This is a genomic window from Marvinbryantia formatexigens DSM 14469 (assembly GCF_025148285.1).
GTDB lineage: Bacteria > Bacillota > Clostridia > Lachnospirales > Lachnospiraceae > Marvinbryantia > Marvinbryantia formatexigens.
In genome coordinates, this window is record NZ_CP102268.1 from 4,255,475 (window position 1) to 4,271,347 (window position 15,873).

A 15,873-nucleotide genomic window follows, 5' to 3' on the forward strand; every position below is an offset into this window, starting at 1 on the left:
TTGCATATTTCCTGCCCGGCACTTTAGCGTGGTACCGTGCTAATCTGTGAAATCACCTGTTTATTATACTACAGAAAGACGGATTGTCAATCCCTTTTCCATATCATTTCCATCATTACCGCCACGGGTGTTATCTTTTCAGCAGGTCCTTCTGCAGCCCCTCCAGGTAGGGAATCAGCACGCCGTGACCGCGGTGCAGCAAGTATTCCCGGTCCAGCTCCTCGTAGCGGAAGCTCTTGCGCCCGCCCGCTTCCATCCGCTCCCAGAACCGTCTGATATCCGCAAAGGGCAGATAAAAGACCTCGTCCCGGCTGGTGAAATATACAATCAGAAAGGATACGCCGCCCTGCTTTTCAAATTCCTCCATAAAGTGCATCTGATGGGGATGGATGTTCTGCAGCGCAAAGGTATCCGACGTGCACTCCTTCGCGTCAAAGCAGACGGCGACGCCCTGCACGCAGCCGATATAGTCTACCGTACTTTTCTGGTCAAAGTACGCCAGGGTGATATGACGGTTTTCCTTATCAATTTTGAGCGGGGTAATCGGAGTCGGTATCTTCTGAATCAGCGCGAGCCCCTTTTCCTGATACGTTTCGTTCGACCGGTTAATCAAATCCTCCAGGAGGGAGCCGCGCAGCCCCCGCGAGTTCCAGGTTGCCATTGTATTTCTCCTCCCATCGTTATCGGAATTCTGTCTGCCGCCAGGCGTCTGTATCCGCGGTATCGCAGCCGGCGTCCGCCAGTATTTTCCGGAAATTTTCCGGCAGAGGCGCAATAAATTCCTGCCCGGAAAGCCGCGAAAGCGTGCCCGTCAGCGGCGGCATTTTCATCTGGAAAGCATGCAGAAGCTGCCCCTTTAAATGATATGTTTTCTCATAATATACATTTTTCCTGCGGTCACCGTACTTCCCGTCCCCGATAATGGGATGACCGATGCCGGACAGATGCGCGCGAATCTGATGCGCCCGCCCGGTAATCAGCCAGATTTTCAGAAGCGTCACTTTTCCATCCGTCCAGAGCGGCACATACTGTGTGGAAATCGGCTTTGCTTCCTTATCTCCCATATCGGTCGCACAGATTTTCACCTTATTTGCCGCCTCATCCTTCACAAGAAATCCCTCCAGGCGCGCTCCCTTTGTAAGAGAACCGGACACAAGACAGAGATAATACTTGTGCAGACTGCGGTCCTTCAGCGCCTCCGCCATCGCCTGCAGACCGGCAAGGCTTTTGCCCGCAAGTAAAAGACCGCTCGTATTGCGGTCCAGACGGTTGCAGATGGACGGGTGGAAGGTCCTTAGCTCCTGCGCCGAAATCTGTCCCGTCTCCAGCAGATAAGATAGAAAATATTCGTTCGCAGACACATCCTCCGGGCGGCTCTTCTGCGAGAGCATTCCTGCCGGCTTGTTTAAGACCAGAATATCGCCATCTTCATAGATAATCTGCTCCTTTGTCAGCGCTCCGGTATGTCTGATGGGCGGCGCCTCTTCCCCGGCGGAGAACTTTTCATACGTCTCATCCGACAGGAAAATGCGGATGCAGTCCTCCTTTGCCGTGATTTCATTTCCGGAAGCCTTTTTCCCGTTCAGTGTGATATTTTTCTTGCGCAGCATCTTATACAGAAAACTCTTCGGCGCCTGGCAAAGATAGCGGGCAAGCAGCTTGTCCAGACGCTGTCCGGCTTCGTTTTCCCGCACGATAATTTCCTTCATAATTCCTCCATGCTCACAGGCAGATGCAGAGAAAAACATGCTTCACAAGCTCATCCCTGGTCGCGTCCGGATAGCGCTCATCCGGCTTGAACGGAGTGGACGCTTCCAGCTCCTCCCGGTTTGCGTACAGCTCATCCACGCGGCGCAGAAACGCCTTCTGCTCCGTGAAAATTTTTACGTTGGAGCGATAACCGTTTCCCTGCAGAATCTTTTTGATATGCTGCTGGACAAATTCCTTATCCACCTTTGCGTCCTCGCTGTAGCAGACGACGTTCTGCCCGCAGATCACCACGCACGGCAGCGGATAATTTTTCTTCTCCGAGCTGACTGTTGTCTCGTAGAGCGCCGTCAGATCTCTGACATGCTCAGAAAACAGCTCATAAAGCTCCGGCTTCATCGGCTTCTGCATACACATCACAATCATGCTGACCGCGCACTTGCTCGCCGGCAGACAGCCCATGATCGCCACGAACGTGAACAGATTTTTCCGGGTGCCTGTCTGGAGATAGCCGGTGACAAAAATCAGAATCGGTATGGCGAACAGCCCAATCGTCATCAGAATCCGTTTTTTCTTCTCGTAATTGATGTAACCGTAGGTTCCCTTTGCTTTTTTCTTCATCATTTATTTCGCCTTCTTATGTACATTTCGGATAGTTTTCTTCTTTGTGCGTCCGCCGGACGCCTTTCCTGTGCCGGAGGCTTTCTTTGCCGGGCCGCCGGCGTCCTTTCCCGGTCGCGGACGAATCAGGCATTTCTTATCAAAGCCGATAAGGTCTGTCCGCCCGGCGCGGATAAGCGCCTCCTTCACGAGCTCATAGTTTTTGGGATTGCGGTACTGGATCAGCGCGCGCTGCATCGCTTTTTCGTGCGGATTTACCGGCACATAGACCTTTTCCATCGTGCGCGGGTCGACGCCGGTATAATACATGCAGGTGGAGATGGTGGAGGGCGTCGGGTAAAAATCCTGCACCTGCTCCGGCATATAGCCAAGGTCGCGCAGATATTCGGCAAGCTCCACCGCCTCCTTCATGGTGGAGCCGGGATGCGAGGACATCAGATACGGCACCAGAAACTGATTCTTGCCGCACTGCTCGTTCAGCGTCTGATATTTTTTTACAAACCGGCGGTAGACCTCGTTTTCCGGCTTGCCCATTTTTTCAAGCACCGCGTCTGCCACATGCTCCGGTGCAACTTTCAGCTGCCCGCTCACGTGATATTCCACCAGCTCCCGGAAAAACGTGTCGTCCTTATCCGCCAGCAGATAATCAAAGCGGATGCCGGATCGGATAAACACCTTTTTCACATTTGGCAGCGCGCGCAGCTTTCTGAGAAGCGCCAGGTAATCGCTGTGGTCGGCAATCAGATTTTTGCAGGGCTTCGGGAACAGGCACTGTTTTTTGGGGCAGGCTCCCTTTGTGAGCTGCTTCTTACATGCCGGCTGGCGGAAATTGGCGGTCGGTCCGCCCACGTCGTGGATGTATCCCTTAAAATCCTTATCGTATATAAATTTTTCCGCTTCCGCGAGCAGCGATTCATGGCTGCGCGTCTGGATAATTCTTCCCTGATGGAAGGTCAGCGCACAGAAGCTGCAGCCTCCGAAGCAGCCGCGGTTGCTGATAAGGGAATACTTCACTTCCTCGATTGCCGGCACCCCGCCGTCCTTTTCATAGGACGGATGATACGTTCTCTGATACGGCAGCGCATACACCCGGTCCATTTCCGCCTGCGTAAGCGGCTTCTGCGGCGGATTCTGCACCACATAAACGCCATTCGGGTATGGCTCGATAAGACGCTTTGCGGAGAACGGGTCCGTGTTGCAGTACTGCGTGTAAAAGCTTCTCGCATAATTGAGCCTGTCCGCCTTCAGCTCGTCGTAGGAATACAGCAGCTCGCTGTCATACACGCCGGAAATATCCTTCGTTTTATAGACGGTCCCGTCAATGAACGTGATATCCCGCACTGCGATCCCGGCGGCAAGCGCGTCGGCAATCTCCACGATACACCGCTCTCCCATCCCATAGGACAACAAATCCGCCCCGGAATCCAGCAGGATGGAGCGTTTCAGGGAATCCGACCAGTAATCGTAGTGCGCCAGTCTGCGCAGGCTTGCCTCGATGCCGCCGATGATAATGGGCGTGTTCCGGAAGGTACGGCGGATCAGATTGCTGTAGACGACGGTCGCGTGGTCCGGACGCTTTCCCATCACACCGCCCGGCGTAAAAGCATCCGTCTGTCTGCGTTTTTTAGACACGCTGTAGTGATTGACCATTGAATCCATATTCCCGGAGGAAACGAGAAAGCCCAGCCGCGGCTCTCCCAGAATGGCAATGCTTTTGTCATCCTTCCAGTCCGGCTGCGCGATAATTCCCACACGGTAGCCGTTTGCCTCCAGCACGCGGCTGATGATCGCATGGGCAAAGGAGGGATGGTCCACATAGGCGTCCCCGGTCACAAGTACAAAATCAAGCTGCTGTATCCCCGCCGCCTCCATATCCGCCCTTGAGACCGGCAAAAATCCGTTATTCATGTGCCTCCCCTTTCCGTATATCCGAAGCTGCCAGGCTGTGCAGCGCTTCTGTTTCTTCCTGCGTGAGCAGACGGCTTCCGCCCGCCTGCAGATTTTCATCAAGCGTCAGGCTTCCCATGCGCAGGCGCTTCAGATAAAGCACCGGCTTTCCGATTGCCGCAAACATCCGCTTCACCTGGTGATACTTGCCCTCATGGATGGTCACGCGCACCTCCGATTCCTGTCCGGCAGCGAGTATTTCCAGTTCAGCGGGCATCGTCGGGCGTTTTTCCCCGATATCGATTCCCTCCTGAAACCGACGGATATCCTCCGCCGTCACCTCTCCCTGCACGCGCGCATAATACGTCTTGTCCACATGCCATCCGGGTGCCAGCAGCCGGTGCGCAAGTTCACCGTCGTTTGTGATGAGCAGAAGCCCTTCCGTATCCAGATCAAGCCGCCCGACCGGAAACAGATCCTTTTTCCGTGCCGAAGAAATATAATCCATCACTGTCGGATAGCGCGCATCCCGCACCGCTGTCACACAGCCTGCCGGCTTATACAGCATATGATATTCGTATCTTGTATAAACCACCGGCGCTCCGTCCAGACAGATAACGTCCTTATCAGCATCCACCTTACTGTCTGCACTCTTACAGACAGCGCCGTTTACCGTCACCCGCCCTTTGCGGATGGCATTTTTTACTTCGCTGCGCGTACCGGCGCCGGTTGCCGCCAGCAGCTTATCCAGTCTGATTGTTTCCATCTGTCACATCTCCATCCGTCCGGCGCTAATTCATCCGCCAGCCGGCATAGTATTTGTTTTTCAGCGTGCCGCCGCTGTGCTTTGCCCAGCCGAGCGGAAATCCGTCCGTGCACACCAGTATCCAGCCGCTGTCCGCCTCTGCGGCTTCCTCCGCTGTCAGCGAAACCGTCTCACCCTTCAGATAACGCACAGTGCGCGTATCCTCCGCCGCAAAAGAAATGCTGTTTTTCACTTCCCGCTGTTTCAGATACATGGCGAGCGCCTGCGACGGCTCAAAACCGTGCTGACGGCATTCTCCCAGAAACAGTCCGGTGCGCAGATAGCGGAGCCTCCGGTCGACGTCCGCCTGCGGCGGCAGCGCATATAACCGCTCCTTTATAGAAAGGAACCGCCAGCCGGCAAACTCCTTTTTCAGATAACGCCCGGAAAATTCCTGCCACTGCGCGGGCGCCTTTAAACCGGGCGTCCCGCCGGAAGTTTTTTCTTTGGAAAATACCGCCGTATTCCCGGCGCCTTTTCTCTCATGGATTGCCCTCATACTGTTAAAAGCTTCTTCCCTGTCCGCGTTGTCCGGGGTATTGCCTGACAGCTTCTCAAGCACCGCGGCGAAATGTCCCTCGCCCTTCACACGGTGCGGATAGAGGCGCACGCAGCCCGCCAGCATTTCCGGGATGTCCTCTCCTCCGGGAACCTCTGTTTTTACCAGACGCAATTCGGGATGGTCCGCCAGCAGCGCCAGGACCGTCTCTTCATTTTCCTGCTCCGAAAAGGTGCAGGTGGAATACACCATCCTGCCGCCCGGCCGCAGCATCGCCGCCGCAGCCTCCACAATTTCCCGCTGCAGCGGCGCATAATATGCCGGTCCGTGCGCTTCGTAAGCTTTTTTCATGGAGGGCTCCCTGCGCAGCATCCCTTCCCCGGAGCAGGGGGCATCCACCAGAATCCTGTCAAAATACGCCGGATAAATCTTCTGCAGTTTTTGTGGCGCCTCACTGCACACAAGCACATTTCCGACGCCATGCTGCTCCAGATTTTTTAAAAGCGCCTTCGCGCGGGACGCGCTGATGTCATTGGCAACCAGCACGCCCTCTCCCGCCAGACGGCTTCCGAGCTCCGTCGCTTTTCCGCCGGGCGCCGCACATAAATCCAGTATCCGCTCTCCCGGCTCTGCTTCCAGCAGTGCCGCCGGAAGCATGGCGCTCGGCTCCTGCACATAGTACAGCCCCGCATAGTAATAGGGATGCCTGGTCACCTGCGCATCTTTCGTTACTAAGAAACGTCCATTGGACGTTTCCGTCGTATGCATAGCATCTAAAAAACGTCCATCGGACGTTTCTGTCGTATGCATGGAAACATAAAAGCCGTTCCTGGTCCAGGGAACCGGCATAACCGGAAACGGGCAGATTTCCAGAAAGTGCTCTGTGGAAATCTTTCCGGTATTCACCCGGATTCCCTGCACAGGCGTCTGTGAAAGGCTCTCCAGATATTCCGGATACGCTTCTTTCAGCAGGCGTTTCATATTTTCCCGGAAATTTTCCGGCAGCTCTGTTTTTCTGTTCTGTTCCCTCTGTATTTCCATGTCTCTGTCGTTTTCCCTCTGCTGTTTTTCCTTTTCTGCCATCCTTCTGCTGTTCTGTCTCCTGCATTTTTTGTTTTCCGGCTGCGTACCCGGCATTCTTCAGGGCGTTTCTTTGCCGGAGAAATTCAGCTCCTGCGCCCGGTACCCCTCGGAAATCAGATCAAGCTGCCGGTGAAAACGCTCCAGCTTTTCCAGGTCGTTTTCCCCGTACACCTCGTAGAATTCCTCCTGGATTTTGGAGATTTCCCGCTTGTTGGCATACTTGTAGAGATTCTGTATGTTGTTTAAAATCTCCGCCACCAGATTTGTCTGATGCTGCATGGAATTCTGGGCGTCCATGATCTCGTCGCGCACCGAGGACATTTCACTGTCCAGCACAACAATAGCGTCCGCCGATTTCAGCAGCTTCTCACGCAGATGGTCCGGGATATTCTGCTTATATTTGTACTGCAGGGAGTGCTCGATGGTGGACCAGAAATTCATCCCCATCGTGCGTATCTGTATCTCCGCCTGTATCGTTTTCGGGCCGCTCATCAGCTCCACCCCGTAATTTACAATGACGTGATAGCTGCGGTAGCCGCTCGTTTTCGCGTGGGTGACATAATCCTTTTCATGCTTTACCGTCATGTCCCTGCGGCTGCGAATCATGTTTACCACCTTCGGGATATCCTCCACAAACTGGCAGATAATGCGGATACCGGCGATGTCCTCCATCCGCTCCTCGATCTCCGCCATTTCAATCTGCTTCTTCTGCATCTTATCCAGAATGCTGGAAATCGTCTTTACCCGTCCCGTAACCTGTTCGATCGGGCAATACAGCCCGCGCGATTTATACTCATAACGTAAATGTTCAAATTTTGTGGTCAGTTCCCTTACCGCTAAATCGTATGGATCTAACAAATCTCTCCAAATCTGTATTTCCATGCTGCTTTCCTGCCTTTTATATGTTATAAAAATTCGTTTTCCGGCAGTTCTAATCCCCGCCGTATATAAATAAAGTATAACACATCCCTTCCCCCCGTTCAACTTATTCAGTCTCACAGAGAGGTTATTCATGAAAAATTTATATTTCAGTATTCTGGCTGCCCTGGCATTTTTCTTTGTACTTCTTTTCCCGCAGGAGAGCTTTTCCGCCGCCAGCTCCGGACTGCTGCTCTGGTACGAAACCCTTGTTCCCACGCTGCTTCCGGTCATGATTCTCTCGCATCTGCTCCTCTCATCGGGACTTGCCCTCCGTCTCTCGCGGCGCATCTGCCGTCCGCTGACAGCGCTCCTGTCCATCTCGCCCGGCGGCGTCTACGCCCTCCTTGCCGGATTTCTCTGCGGATGCCCGATGGGAGCAAAGGTTCTCTCCGAGCTCAGAAAAAACGGGCAGATTTCGCAGGCGGAAGCCTCCTACCTTGCCGCATTCGTCAATAATGTCAGTCCCGCTTTTCTGACAAATTTTCTGGTGATAAATCATCTGCAGTCCACCAGTCTGGTTATGCCGACGCTTGTCATCCTGCTTGGCGCGCCGCTGCTGTACGGGCTCTTTTCCAACCACCGCTACCGCGTGCGCGCCAGACAGACACAAAAGGCAATGTATGCGGAAGCAGCGCATACGGAACCGACGTGCACCAGGCAGGCACAGAAAGAAACACATACGGAAGCAGCGCACACGGAAACGACGCGCGCCAGACAGATGCAAAAGGCAGCATATGCAGAAGCAGCGCATACCGGGGCGGCGCCAAAAAGAACCTGTGACGTTGTGCACTCCCCGGCTGACAGCGGCGAAAAAAACAAGGCACCCGCCACGGCAATTACGTTTGTCATGGTCGATGCCTCAATTACAGACAGTATCTGCAGTATCACAAAGCTTGGCGGCTACATTCTCCTGTTTGCCGTTTTTACCGCAATGATTGACGCACTGCCGCTGCATTCTCCCTTTCTTACAGCGGTTCTCGCCGGCATTACGGAAATCAGCGGCGGCATCCACCGGCTTTCGCAGCTTGCGCTGCCCTTTCCCGTAAAATACCTCCTGCTGATTGCGGCGTCCGCCTTCGGTGGTCTGTGCTGCATGGCACAGTCCGCGCAGATGCTCGCCTGTATCAGTCTGCCTCTGCGAAGCTATCTCGCCGCCAGAGCATCCATCACCGTCATCGCGGTCCTGATGGCGCTCTGTTATATCCTCTGAGGAGAGAGATCACTGCTCCTCCTCGTATTCCTCGTCCTCTTCATCCAGCGCCGCAGCCGCATAATTGGATGCAGCACCCGCCTGCGGGGACAGCTCCTGGCGGTTTTTGGTCACAATGTCATAGCAGGACTGCAGAGAGCTCATAAAGGTATTATACTTCGCGCCCACCGTCTCTGTCGCATGGCTCATGATCTGCTCCAGATTCGCCAGCATATCATCCGTATAGCTGATGGCGCTCATGCGGATATTGTTCGCGTCCTGCGTGGCATTGTCCAGAATTTCCTGCGCCTGCTGACGCGTCTGCTCCAGAAGCGTGTTCGCCTGCTTCATTGCCTCCTGCATAACCTCGTTATCCTGCACCATCTGTGCCTGCTTCTCCTGCGCTTCCGCCATGATCGCGTCCGCCTTCGTCTGCGCGTCGGCAAGGATAGCGTCCTTGTTGCTGATGATCTTCTGATAACGCTTAATCTCGTCCGGTGTCTTCATGCGGAGCTCGCGGAGCAGTTCCTCCAGCTCCTCCTTATTTACCACGATTTTTGTAGAAGACAGCGGCTGAAATTTACAACTGTCCACATACTCTTCGATTTCTTCGATAATCTGTTCAATTCTGCTGCTCATGATTTTTTTCTCCTTATTAATTTATTTATTTTCTGGATGCATCTTCTCAAGGATTGCCCTCACAACCCCGGAAGGAACAAACTTACTGATATCTCCTCCATAATATGCAACCTCCTTAACGGTAGAAGAGCTTAAATAAGCATATTCCAGACTGGTCGTCAGAAAAATGGTGTCAATATCCGGCGCCATAATGCGGTTTGTCTGCGCCATCTGAAGTTCATAATCGAAATCTGTAATAGCGCGCAGCCCTCTGACAAGAAACTGCGCGTCGCATTTCTTTACAAAATCAATGGAAAGTCCGGTGAACGCCTCCACGCGGACATTACTCATATCTTTTGTTACTTCAAGTAGTATCTTAACACGTTCCAGCGAAGAAAACAACGGCTTTTTATTATTATTCTGTAAAACACCGACGATCAGCTCGTCCACGAGCGCCGCCGAGCGACGGATAATATCCAGATGCCCGAAGGTAACCGGGTCAAAGCTGCCAGGGTAAACGGCTCTTTTCATGATGTACTCCCCTCAGTTTTTTTCATAAAAATATGCGCATTTGTCTTGTATTTCTTGTATTTTAACAGGGAATAGCCAAGCCCGTCCAGATAGTCGAACGCCGTGTCCAGCGCCGCCTCTGTAATAATCAGCGTCTGCGCATCCGCCAGGGAAGAGTCTGCCAGCATTTCCAGCACTTCCCGCTCCAGACCCTGCCGGTACGGCGGGTCCATAAAGATAATATCGAAGGGTTTTTCCCCTTCCATTTTCCGAAGCGCGCTGCAGACATCCGTCTGCATCAGCACCGCGCGGTCCTTAAGACGGGTAAAAGACAGGTTCTGCTGGATGCACTGCGCCGCTCTCCGGTTATGCTCCACAAAAACGGCACTTTCTGCCCCGCGGCTTAATGCTTCGATGCCGATGGCTCCGCTTCCGGAAAACAAATCCAGAAAACGGCATCCCGGTATCTGCGCATTCAGCATATTAAACAGTGTTTCCTTAATGCGGTCCGTCGTCGGCCGGGTATCCATTCCCTCCACCGTCTTCAGCGCAAGCCGTCTTGCCGTCCCCGCAATCACTCTCATATCTCATCTCTCCCGTCCACGGAATCATTCATGCCCACACATCATGAAGTCCGCAAAAGCTACTCGTGCTCGCTCATCACATAGCCCGCAAGATTGTAGGCGTGGTCACTGATGCGCTCCAGGTTGCTTAAAATATCCAGAAACGCAACGCCATTGGTCGGATTGCAAAGCTGCTTTGACAGACGCTCGATATGCTTGTCGCGCAGCTCTTCCTCCATGTCGTCCACCTTTTCCTCGTATTTTCCAACCAGAGCCGCATCCTCGATGCTGATTTTTCTTCTGGCATTGATGGCGCACGAAAAAGCATCCTTGACCAGTCCCATAATCTCCGCCATCTCACCGAGCGCCTCCTGTGAAAAGCTGACGCGCTCGCCGCCCTCCTTCACATCGATGATCTCCACGATATTCTCCACATGGTCTCCCACGCGCTCAATATCGCTGACGGAGTAAAACAGATTCTTGACAATATCATGCTGCTCCACCGTGAGCGACAGATTATCAATTTCCACCAGATACTCTGTAATCAGCTCCTCCATCGCATTGATGGTCTTTTCGGTCTCATAGATTTTCTTTACAAGCTCCCCGTCAAAGCTCATGACCACCTTACAGGCATTGCAGAGATTTTCTGACGTAATCTCGCCCATGTGCACCACTTCCTTGACGGCATTTTCCACGGCGAAATCCGGGGATTTTAAGATACGCCGGTCCAGATGACGCAGCGTAACGGTTTTCTCGTCGTCGGCAGCAACATCCGCTCCCGCGTCCTCTTTCACCACCATACCGGAAAGTGCGACCAGCTTCTCCGCAAACGGGAAGAGCATGATGGTACAGGCAACCTTAAATCCGGTGTGGAAGATGGAAATTCCGACACTGTCGATGCTCCGGTGCGCAAGCTCCGGAAAAAACAGAAAGAAAACATAGCACAGCGTGCCGAATACCACCGCTCCGATGATGTTGTAAATCAGATGTATCGCCGCTACCCTCTTCGCGTTTCTGCTTGTGCCGAAGCTGGAGAGAATGGCAGTCAGACAGGAGCCGATATTCGAGCCGAGGCTGATGTATATCGCCGCGCCCGTTGTGACAGCCCCGCTTGTCGCCGCAAGCGTCTGGAGCACACCCACCGAAGCGGACGAGCTCTGCATGATTGCCGTGATGATGGTTCCGATTGCGATGCCGAGCAGCGGATTGTTTCCGAACATGATAAAGGCATCCGCGATAATCGGCAGATCCATATATTTCTTCGCCGAACCGCCCATAAAATCAAGACCGATAAAGAGCAGACCGAGACCGATGAGGATTTCCCCGTAGATCTGCTTCTTCGGCTTTTTGGCAAACATAATCAGAAACGCTCCGATGCCGACCATCAGAGGCGCATAAAGGGAAGGCGAGAGCGCCTTAAAGCTGTCCCCTACCTGTCCGAGCGATACAATCCACGCCGTAATGCAGGTACCGATATTGGCGCCCATAACGATGCCGACTGCCTGACTTAAATTCATGATCCCGGCATTGACAAAGCCGATCACCATGACTGTGGTAGCTCCGCTGCTCTGGATGATCGCCGTCAGCGCCGCGCCGACCAGCACGGCAACCAGACGGTTGTTGGTCAGAATTCCCAGCAGCTCCTGCATCTTGCTGCCGGCAGACTTCTGGATACCGGACGACATTCCGTGCATCCCGTACAGAAACATACCCAGTCCGCCGACAAAGGTAAACAAATTTGAAATGTCATCAATCGACATATGTAGCCTCCCTCGTACTCCGAAATGGAATCATTTGTGCTTTACGGGCATCCTGTCAGATGATGCTCCGCCATTCCAGGTCGCCGTGGTCCAGTCCGAGAATCAGGGACTCAGCCGTCGCAATGTTCGTCGCAATCGGGATATTGTATTTATCGCAGCATCTGGTAATCCGCTCGATATCCGCCTGACGCGGGTCCTGTATAATCGGATTATAGAAGAAAATTACCATATCCATGCTGTTGCGCTCAATCATTTCCGTAAACTGCTTGTCTCCGCCGACGCTGCCCGGCAGGAATTTGTGGACCTTCAGCTTGGTCACTTCCTCGATTCTCCGCCCGGTGATGCCTGTCGCATACAGCTCATGCTTGCTCAGAATCCGTTTATATGCCAGGCAGAAGTTTTCCATCAGACTTTTTTTACTGTTGTGTGCGATTACCCCAATATTCATTTTTCGCTTCCTTTCAAAAAACCCCAAAATATCAAATTGATTATAACATATTTATAAGAAATAGCAAATATATTTTTTTACAGAGAAAAGCCCGGATTTTCTCCGGGCTCCTCTCCTTTTTATCTGCGCTTCTTTTTAGAGCATGGTTGTGCCGTTCTGCGCGGACATCTGTTTTTCCTGTGCTTCAATCATTTTCTTAACCATATATCCGCCTACGGAACCGTTCTGTCTGGATGTCAGATTGCCGTTGTATCCGTCTGTTAACGGTACGCCGAGCTCGCTCGCAACTTCAAATTTGAAACGGTCCAGTGCTCCCTTCGCCTCCGGTACTGCTGCTGTGTTAGAAGATTTACTTGACATAAAATTTACGCCTCCTTTGCATTTTATCTGCAATCTTTTCGTTTGTTTTTTTGTGTGTTTTTCGATTGCAGTGATAGTATATGAAATTCTCCGGAATATAAACTGGCAGTTAATGTAAAAAAAGCGTTTCTCATATGTCACAGCAGACAGAGGGCGCAGAACCGTTTTCGCGTACGAAAAAACGTCCACCGGACGCTTTTGTCGTATGCATGGCAACAAAAAAAATCCCGCAGAAGCGGGATCTTCTGCCGCACAGAGGCGGCGTTTCTCTGACGTCTTTACAGCTCCACGCTGCCGGTAACGTCTCCGTTGATTACAAAATAAGCTTTGCCCTCTTCCGGTTTCAGATAAATGGTAACGGAAGCCATATCGCCAACCTTTTTTTTCAGCTCTTTGGTCCAGTATTCCTTTACCTTCTTCATAACATCGGCGTAATCCGTTTCTCTTCCGGCAAACTGCAGAATAACCGTCTCTTTCAGCGCCGCCTTTTTCGCCGGAGCCTTCTTTGCAGCCGGTTTTTCCTCAGCCGCATTCACGGTCTTTTCCTCTGCCTCCACCTTTGCCGCGGCCGGTTTTACTGTTTTCTTTTCCGTCTTTGCGGCAGTCGTTTTTGCTGTCTTTGCTGTCTTTTCCTCTGCCGCTGCGGCAGCTTCCTTTACAGCCGTTCTTCTTGCAGCCATTTTCATATCCTCCTGATAATCCGCTTATTTAAAGCATTTTTCGTCATATTTTTGATGTCACGATGACTATACACCCAGCCCGGCAAAATAGCAATGCTTTTTTTCATGTTTCAAAAAGTTTGTGGAAATTTTAAATTTTTCTGTTTTACAGATTTAATTTTTTCAGCTCATTTGACAGATAATTTTCCAGCTTATTGTGCAACTCTGCGTTTTCGGGTGCCTGCAGAGCCGAATCATGCTTCAAAATCACGTCTGCCGCTTCGCAGGCATTCTGCAGGATTTTAGCGTCTGCAAAGACGTCCGCGAGCTTAAATTCCATCAGACCGCTCTGACGCACGCCCAGGATATCGCCCGGACCGCGCAGCTTTAAGTCCTCCGACGCGATGAAAAATCCGTCGTTGGAGTGATTTAAAATCTCCAGGCGCTTTCTTGTTTTTTCATTATCCGTGGAGGAAATCATGATGCAGTACGACTGCGCCTTTCCTCTTCCCACTCTGCCGCGGAGCTGGTGGAGCTGCGCCAGCCCGAAGCGCTCGGCGTTCTCAATCATCATGACCGTCGCGTTCGGTACATTGACGCCCACCTCCACGACCGTCGTCGATACCAGCACCTGGATATCCCCGCACAGAAAACGCTCCATCACCTCATTTTTTTCCTTCGGCTTCATTTTTCCGTGCAGATATTCTATCCGGATATCCTCCGGCATTACCTCCCTCAGCCGTTCTGTATAGGAAATAACGTCCTCCGCCTCAATCTGTTCATTTTCCTCCACCATCGGACAGATGATATATGCCTGGTGTCCGAGACGGATTTCCTTTTCAATAAAATGATATGCTTTTTTCCGGTAAGTGGTATTCACCACGCAGTTTTTTATCGGCAGACGGCTTTTCGGCAGCTCATCGATAACGGAAATTTCCAGATCACCGTACAGAATGACGGCAAGCGTGCGCGGAATCGGCGTGGCGCTCATAACGAGCGTGTGCGGCTCTGCACCCTTTTCTCCCAGAAGCTCCCTCTGACGCACGCCGAAGCGGTGCTGCTCGTCCGTAATGACAAGCCCCATGCGCTTATACTGCACCTTTTCCTGAATCAGCGCATGGGTGCCGATAATCATATCCGCCTCGCCGGAGGCTATTTTTTCACAGGCGACCCGCTTTTCCCTGGCGGTCATGGAGCCGGTGAGCAGAACGGGACAGAAACGCAGATGCTGCGCTTCTATCAGCTCCGTCATGGAATCAAAATGCTGGCGTGCGAGCACCTCCGTCGGCACCATCAGCGCGCTCTGCAGTCCGTTTTCCGCCGCCAGAATCATTGCCAGAAATGCCAGGATCGTCTTTCCGGAGCCGACGTCCCCCTGAATCAGACGCGCCGCAACCTTCTCGCCCGTCATATCGCGCTGGATATCCTCCCAGACGCGCTGCTGCGCCCCGGTGAGCTCATATCCCAGATTGCGGATAACCGTATCCGTCAGCGGCGTCCGCCGGATGGTATACGGATTTTTCGCCTGTTCGTGCTGCTCCTTGAACTGGCGCAGCGCCAGTATAAACAGAAAAAACTCATCAAACACCAGCCGCCGTCTGGCAATCTTCATATGCTGTTCATCCTGCGGAAAATGGATTTCCTCAATGGCGTTTCTGTAATCCGCAAGCTGATAGCGCCTGCGGATATCCTCCGGCAGATAATCCCCGGAAAGCTCCATGCCGTCCAGCGCCTGCCGGACTGTTTTTGAGACAAGCTGATTTGTTAGTCCCTTTGTCAGCACATAGACAGGCTGCAGCTCTGCAAGAAGCTTCTGATACTGCTCCGGCGTATAAATGGCGGGCTGTTCCAGGAAAAGATTTGCTCCCTTCTGCACGATTCTGCCGCAGAATACATGATAGCCGCCCGGCTTTATGGTGTTGCGCAGATATGGCATGTTATACCAGCGCACGCCGATAGCGCCCGCCTTATCGCACAGAACGGCGGACACAATCTGCATCCGCTTTACGTACTGTACGGTAAGCGTGCGCTCCGGCGCCGCATAAATGGCAATCTCCCTGCCCTCCTTTACCTGCGAGGTATCCGTAATTTCCGGAAAGCGCCGGTAGGTGCGGGGATAATAAGAAAGCAGGTCGCCAAGATTGCGGATACCTGCCTTCTCAAATACAAGTTTTGTCTTTTCGCCAATGCCCTTCAATTCATCAAGGGGCGTTTTCTGATTCATAAAACGAAAATCCTTCCTT

16 protein-coding genes are annotated in these 15,873 nt (G+C 52.6%); 1 reads left to right on the top strand and 15 read right to left on the bottom strand.

Annotated features, from left to right (window positions below; all coding sequences use genetic code 11):
* Positions 1–130: 130 nt before the first annotated feature.
* The 7 genes from NQ534_RS19935 to NQ534_RS19965 form a co-directional block, all read right to left on the bottom strand.
* Positions 131–661 (bottom strand): Holliday junction resolvase RecU, encoded by a 531-nt coding sequence (locus NQ534_RS19935; protein WP_006864370.1) that lies wholly within the window; start codon positions 659–661, stop codon positions 131–133.
* 19 nt (positions 662–680) lie between these two features.
* A complete protein-coding gene (locus NQ534_RS19940; RefSeq protein WP_006864371.1) occupies positions 681–1,709 on the bottom strand; it encodes an RluA family pseudouridine synthase in 1,029 nt (342 codons plus the stop codon).
* A gap of 13 nt (positions 1,710–1,722) precedes the next feature.
* On the bottom strand, positions 1,723–2,331 hold the full coding sequence (locus tag NQ534_RS19945; RefSeq protein WP_006864372.1) for a hypothetical protein: 609 nt from the start codon (positions 2,329–2,331) through the stop codon (positions 1,723–1,725).
* Positions 2,332–4,236, bottom strand: a complete 1,905-nt coding sequence (locus NQ534_RS19950) for a YgiQ family radical SAM protein (protein WP_074679810.1) — start codon at positions 4,234–4,236, stop codon at positions 2,332–2,334.
* Positions 4,229–4,981, bottom strand: a complete 753-nt coding sequence (locus NQ534_RS19955) for a pseudouridine synthase (protein ID WP_006861924.1) — start codon at positions 4,979–4,981, stop codon at positions 4,229–4,231. The genes NQ534_RS19950 and NQ534_RS19955 overlap by 8 nt, the downstream gene beginning before the upstream one ends.
* A 25-nt stretch (positions 4,982–5,006) precedes the next feature.
* Positions 5,007–6,560 carry an RsmB/NOP family class I SAM-dependent RNA methyltransferase gene (locus tag NQ534_RS19960; protein ID WP_074679836.1) on the bottom strand — a complete coding sequence of 518 codons (1,554 nt, stop codon included), beginning with the start codon at positions 6,558–6,560 and terminating at the stop codon, positions 5,007–5,009.
* A gap of 99 nt (positions 6,561–6,659) precedes the next feature.
* Entirely contained in the window at positions 6,660–7,484 is an 825-nt protein-coding gene (locus NQ534_RS19965; protein WP_040783108.1) for a GTP pyrophosphokinase, read from the bottom strand.
* A 130-nt stretch (positions 7,485–7,614) separates the two neighbouring features.
* On the opposite strand from NQ534_RS19965, the gene NQ534_RS19970 reads away from it, so the two are divergent.
* Entirely contained in the window at positions 7,615–8,733 is a 1,119-nt protein-coding gene (locus tag NQ534_RS19970) for a hypothetical protein (protein WP_006861922.1), read from the top strand.
* A gap of 9 nt (positions 8,734–8,742) precedes the next feature.
* Here NQ534_RS19970 and NQ534_RS19975 read toward each other — a convergent pair whose 3' ends face one another.
* The 8 genes from NQ534_RS19975 to recG form a co-directional block, all read right to left on the bottom strand.
* Positions 8,743–9,351, bottom strand: coding sequence for a hypothetical protein (locus tag NQ534_RS19975; RefSeq protein ID WP_006861920.1), 609 nt, complete (start codon positions 9,349–9,351; stop codon positions 8,743–8,745).
* A 21-nt stretch (positions 9,352–9,372) separates the two neighbouring features.
* Positions 9,373–9,861: a pantetheine-phosphate adenylyltransferase gene (coaD, locus tag NQ534_RS19980; RefSeq protein ID WP_006861919.1), complete on the bottom strand. Its 489-nt coding sequence runs from the start codon at positions 9,859–9,861 to the stop codon at positions 9,373–9,375.
* Positions 9,858–10,424, bottom strand: coding sequence for a 16S rRNA (guanine(966)-N(2))-methyltransferase RsmD (rsmD, locus tag NQ534_RS19985; RefSeq protein ID WP_006861918.1), 567 nt, complete (start codon positions 10,422–10,424; stop codon positions 9,858–9,860). The genes coaD and rsmD overlap by 4 nt, the downstream gene beginning before the upstream one ends.
* A 59-nt stretch (positions 10,425–10,483) precedes the next feature.
* Positions 10,484–12,163, bottom strand: coding sequence for a Na/Pi cotransporter family protein (locus tag NQ534_RS19990; protein WP_006861917.1), 1,680 nt, complete (start codon positions 12,161–12,163; stop codon positions 10,484–10,486).
* A gap of 55 nt (positions 12,164–12,218) precedes the next feature.
* Positions 12,219–12,611 carry a methylglyoxal synthase gene (locus NQ534_RS19995; protein ID WP_006861916.1) on the bottom strand — a complete coding sequence of 131 codons (393 nt, stop codon included), beginning with the start codon at positions 12,609–12,611 and terminating at the stop codon, positions 12,219–12,221.
* Between the two features lie 135 nt (positions 12,612–12,746).
* Complete coding sequence (locus NQ534_RS20000) at positions 12,747–12,971, bottom strand: alpha/beta-type small acid-soluble spore protein (RefSeq protein ID WP_040783107.1); 225 nt, start codon at positions 12,969–12,971, stop codon at positions 12,747–12,749.
* Positions 12,972–13,249: 278 nt separating this feature from the next.
* Positions 13,250–13,651: a DUF6465 family protein gene (locus tag NQ534_RS20005; RefSeq protein ID WP_040783104.1), complete on the bottom strand. Its 402-nt coding sequence runs from the start codon at positions 13,649–13,651 to the stop codon at positions 13,250–13,252.
* Positions 13,652–13,796: 145 nt separating this feature from the next.
* The gene (recG, locus tag NQ534_RS20010) at positions 13,797–15,854 is read right to left on the bottom strand and encodes an ATP-dependent DNA helicase RecG (protein WP_006861913.1); all 2,058 of its coding nucleotides are present in this window, start codon (positions 15,852–15,854) and stop codon (positions 13,797–13,799) included.
* Between the last annotated feature and the right edge of the window lie 19 nt (positions 15,855–15,873).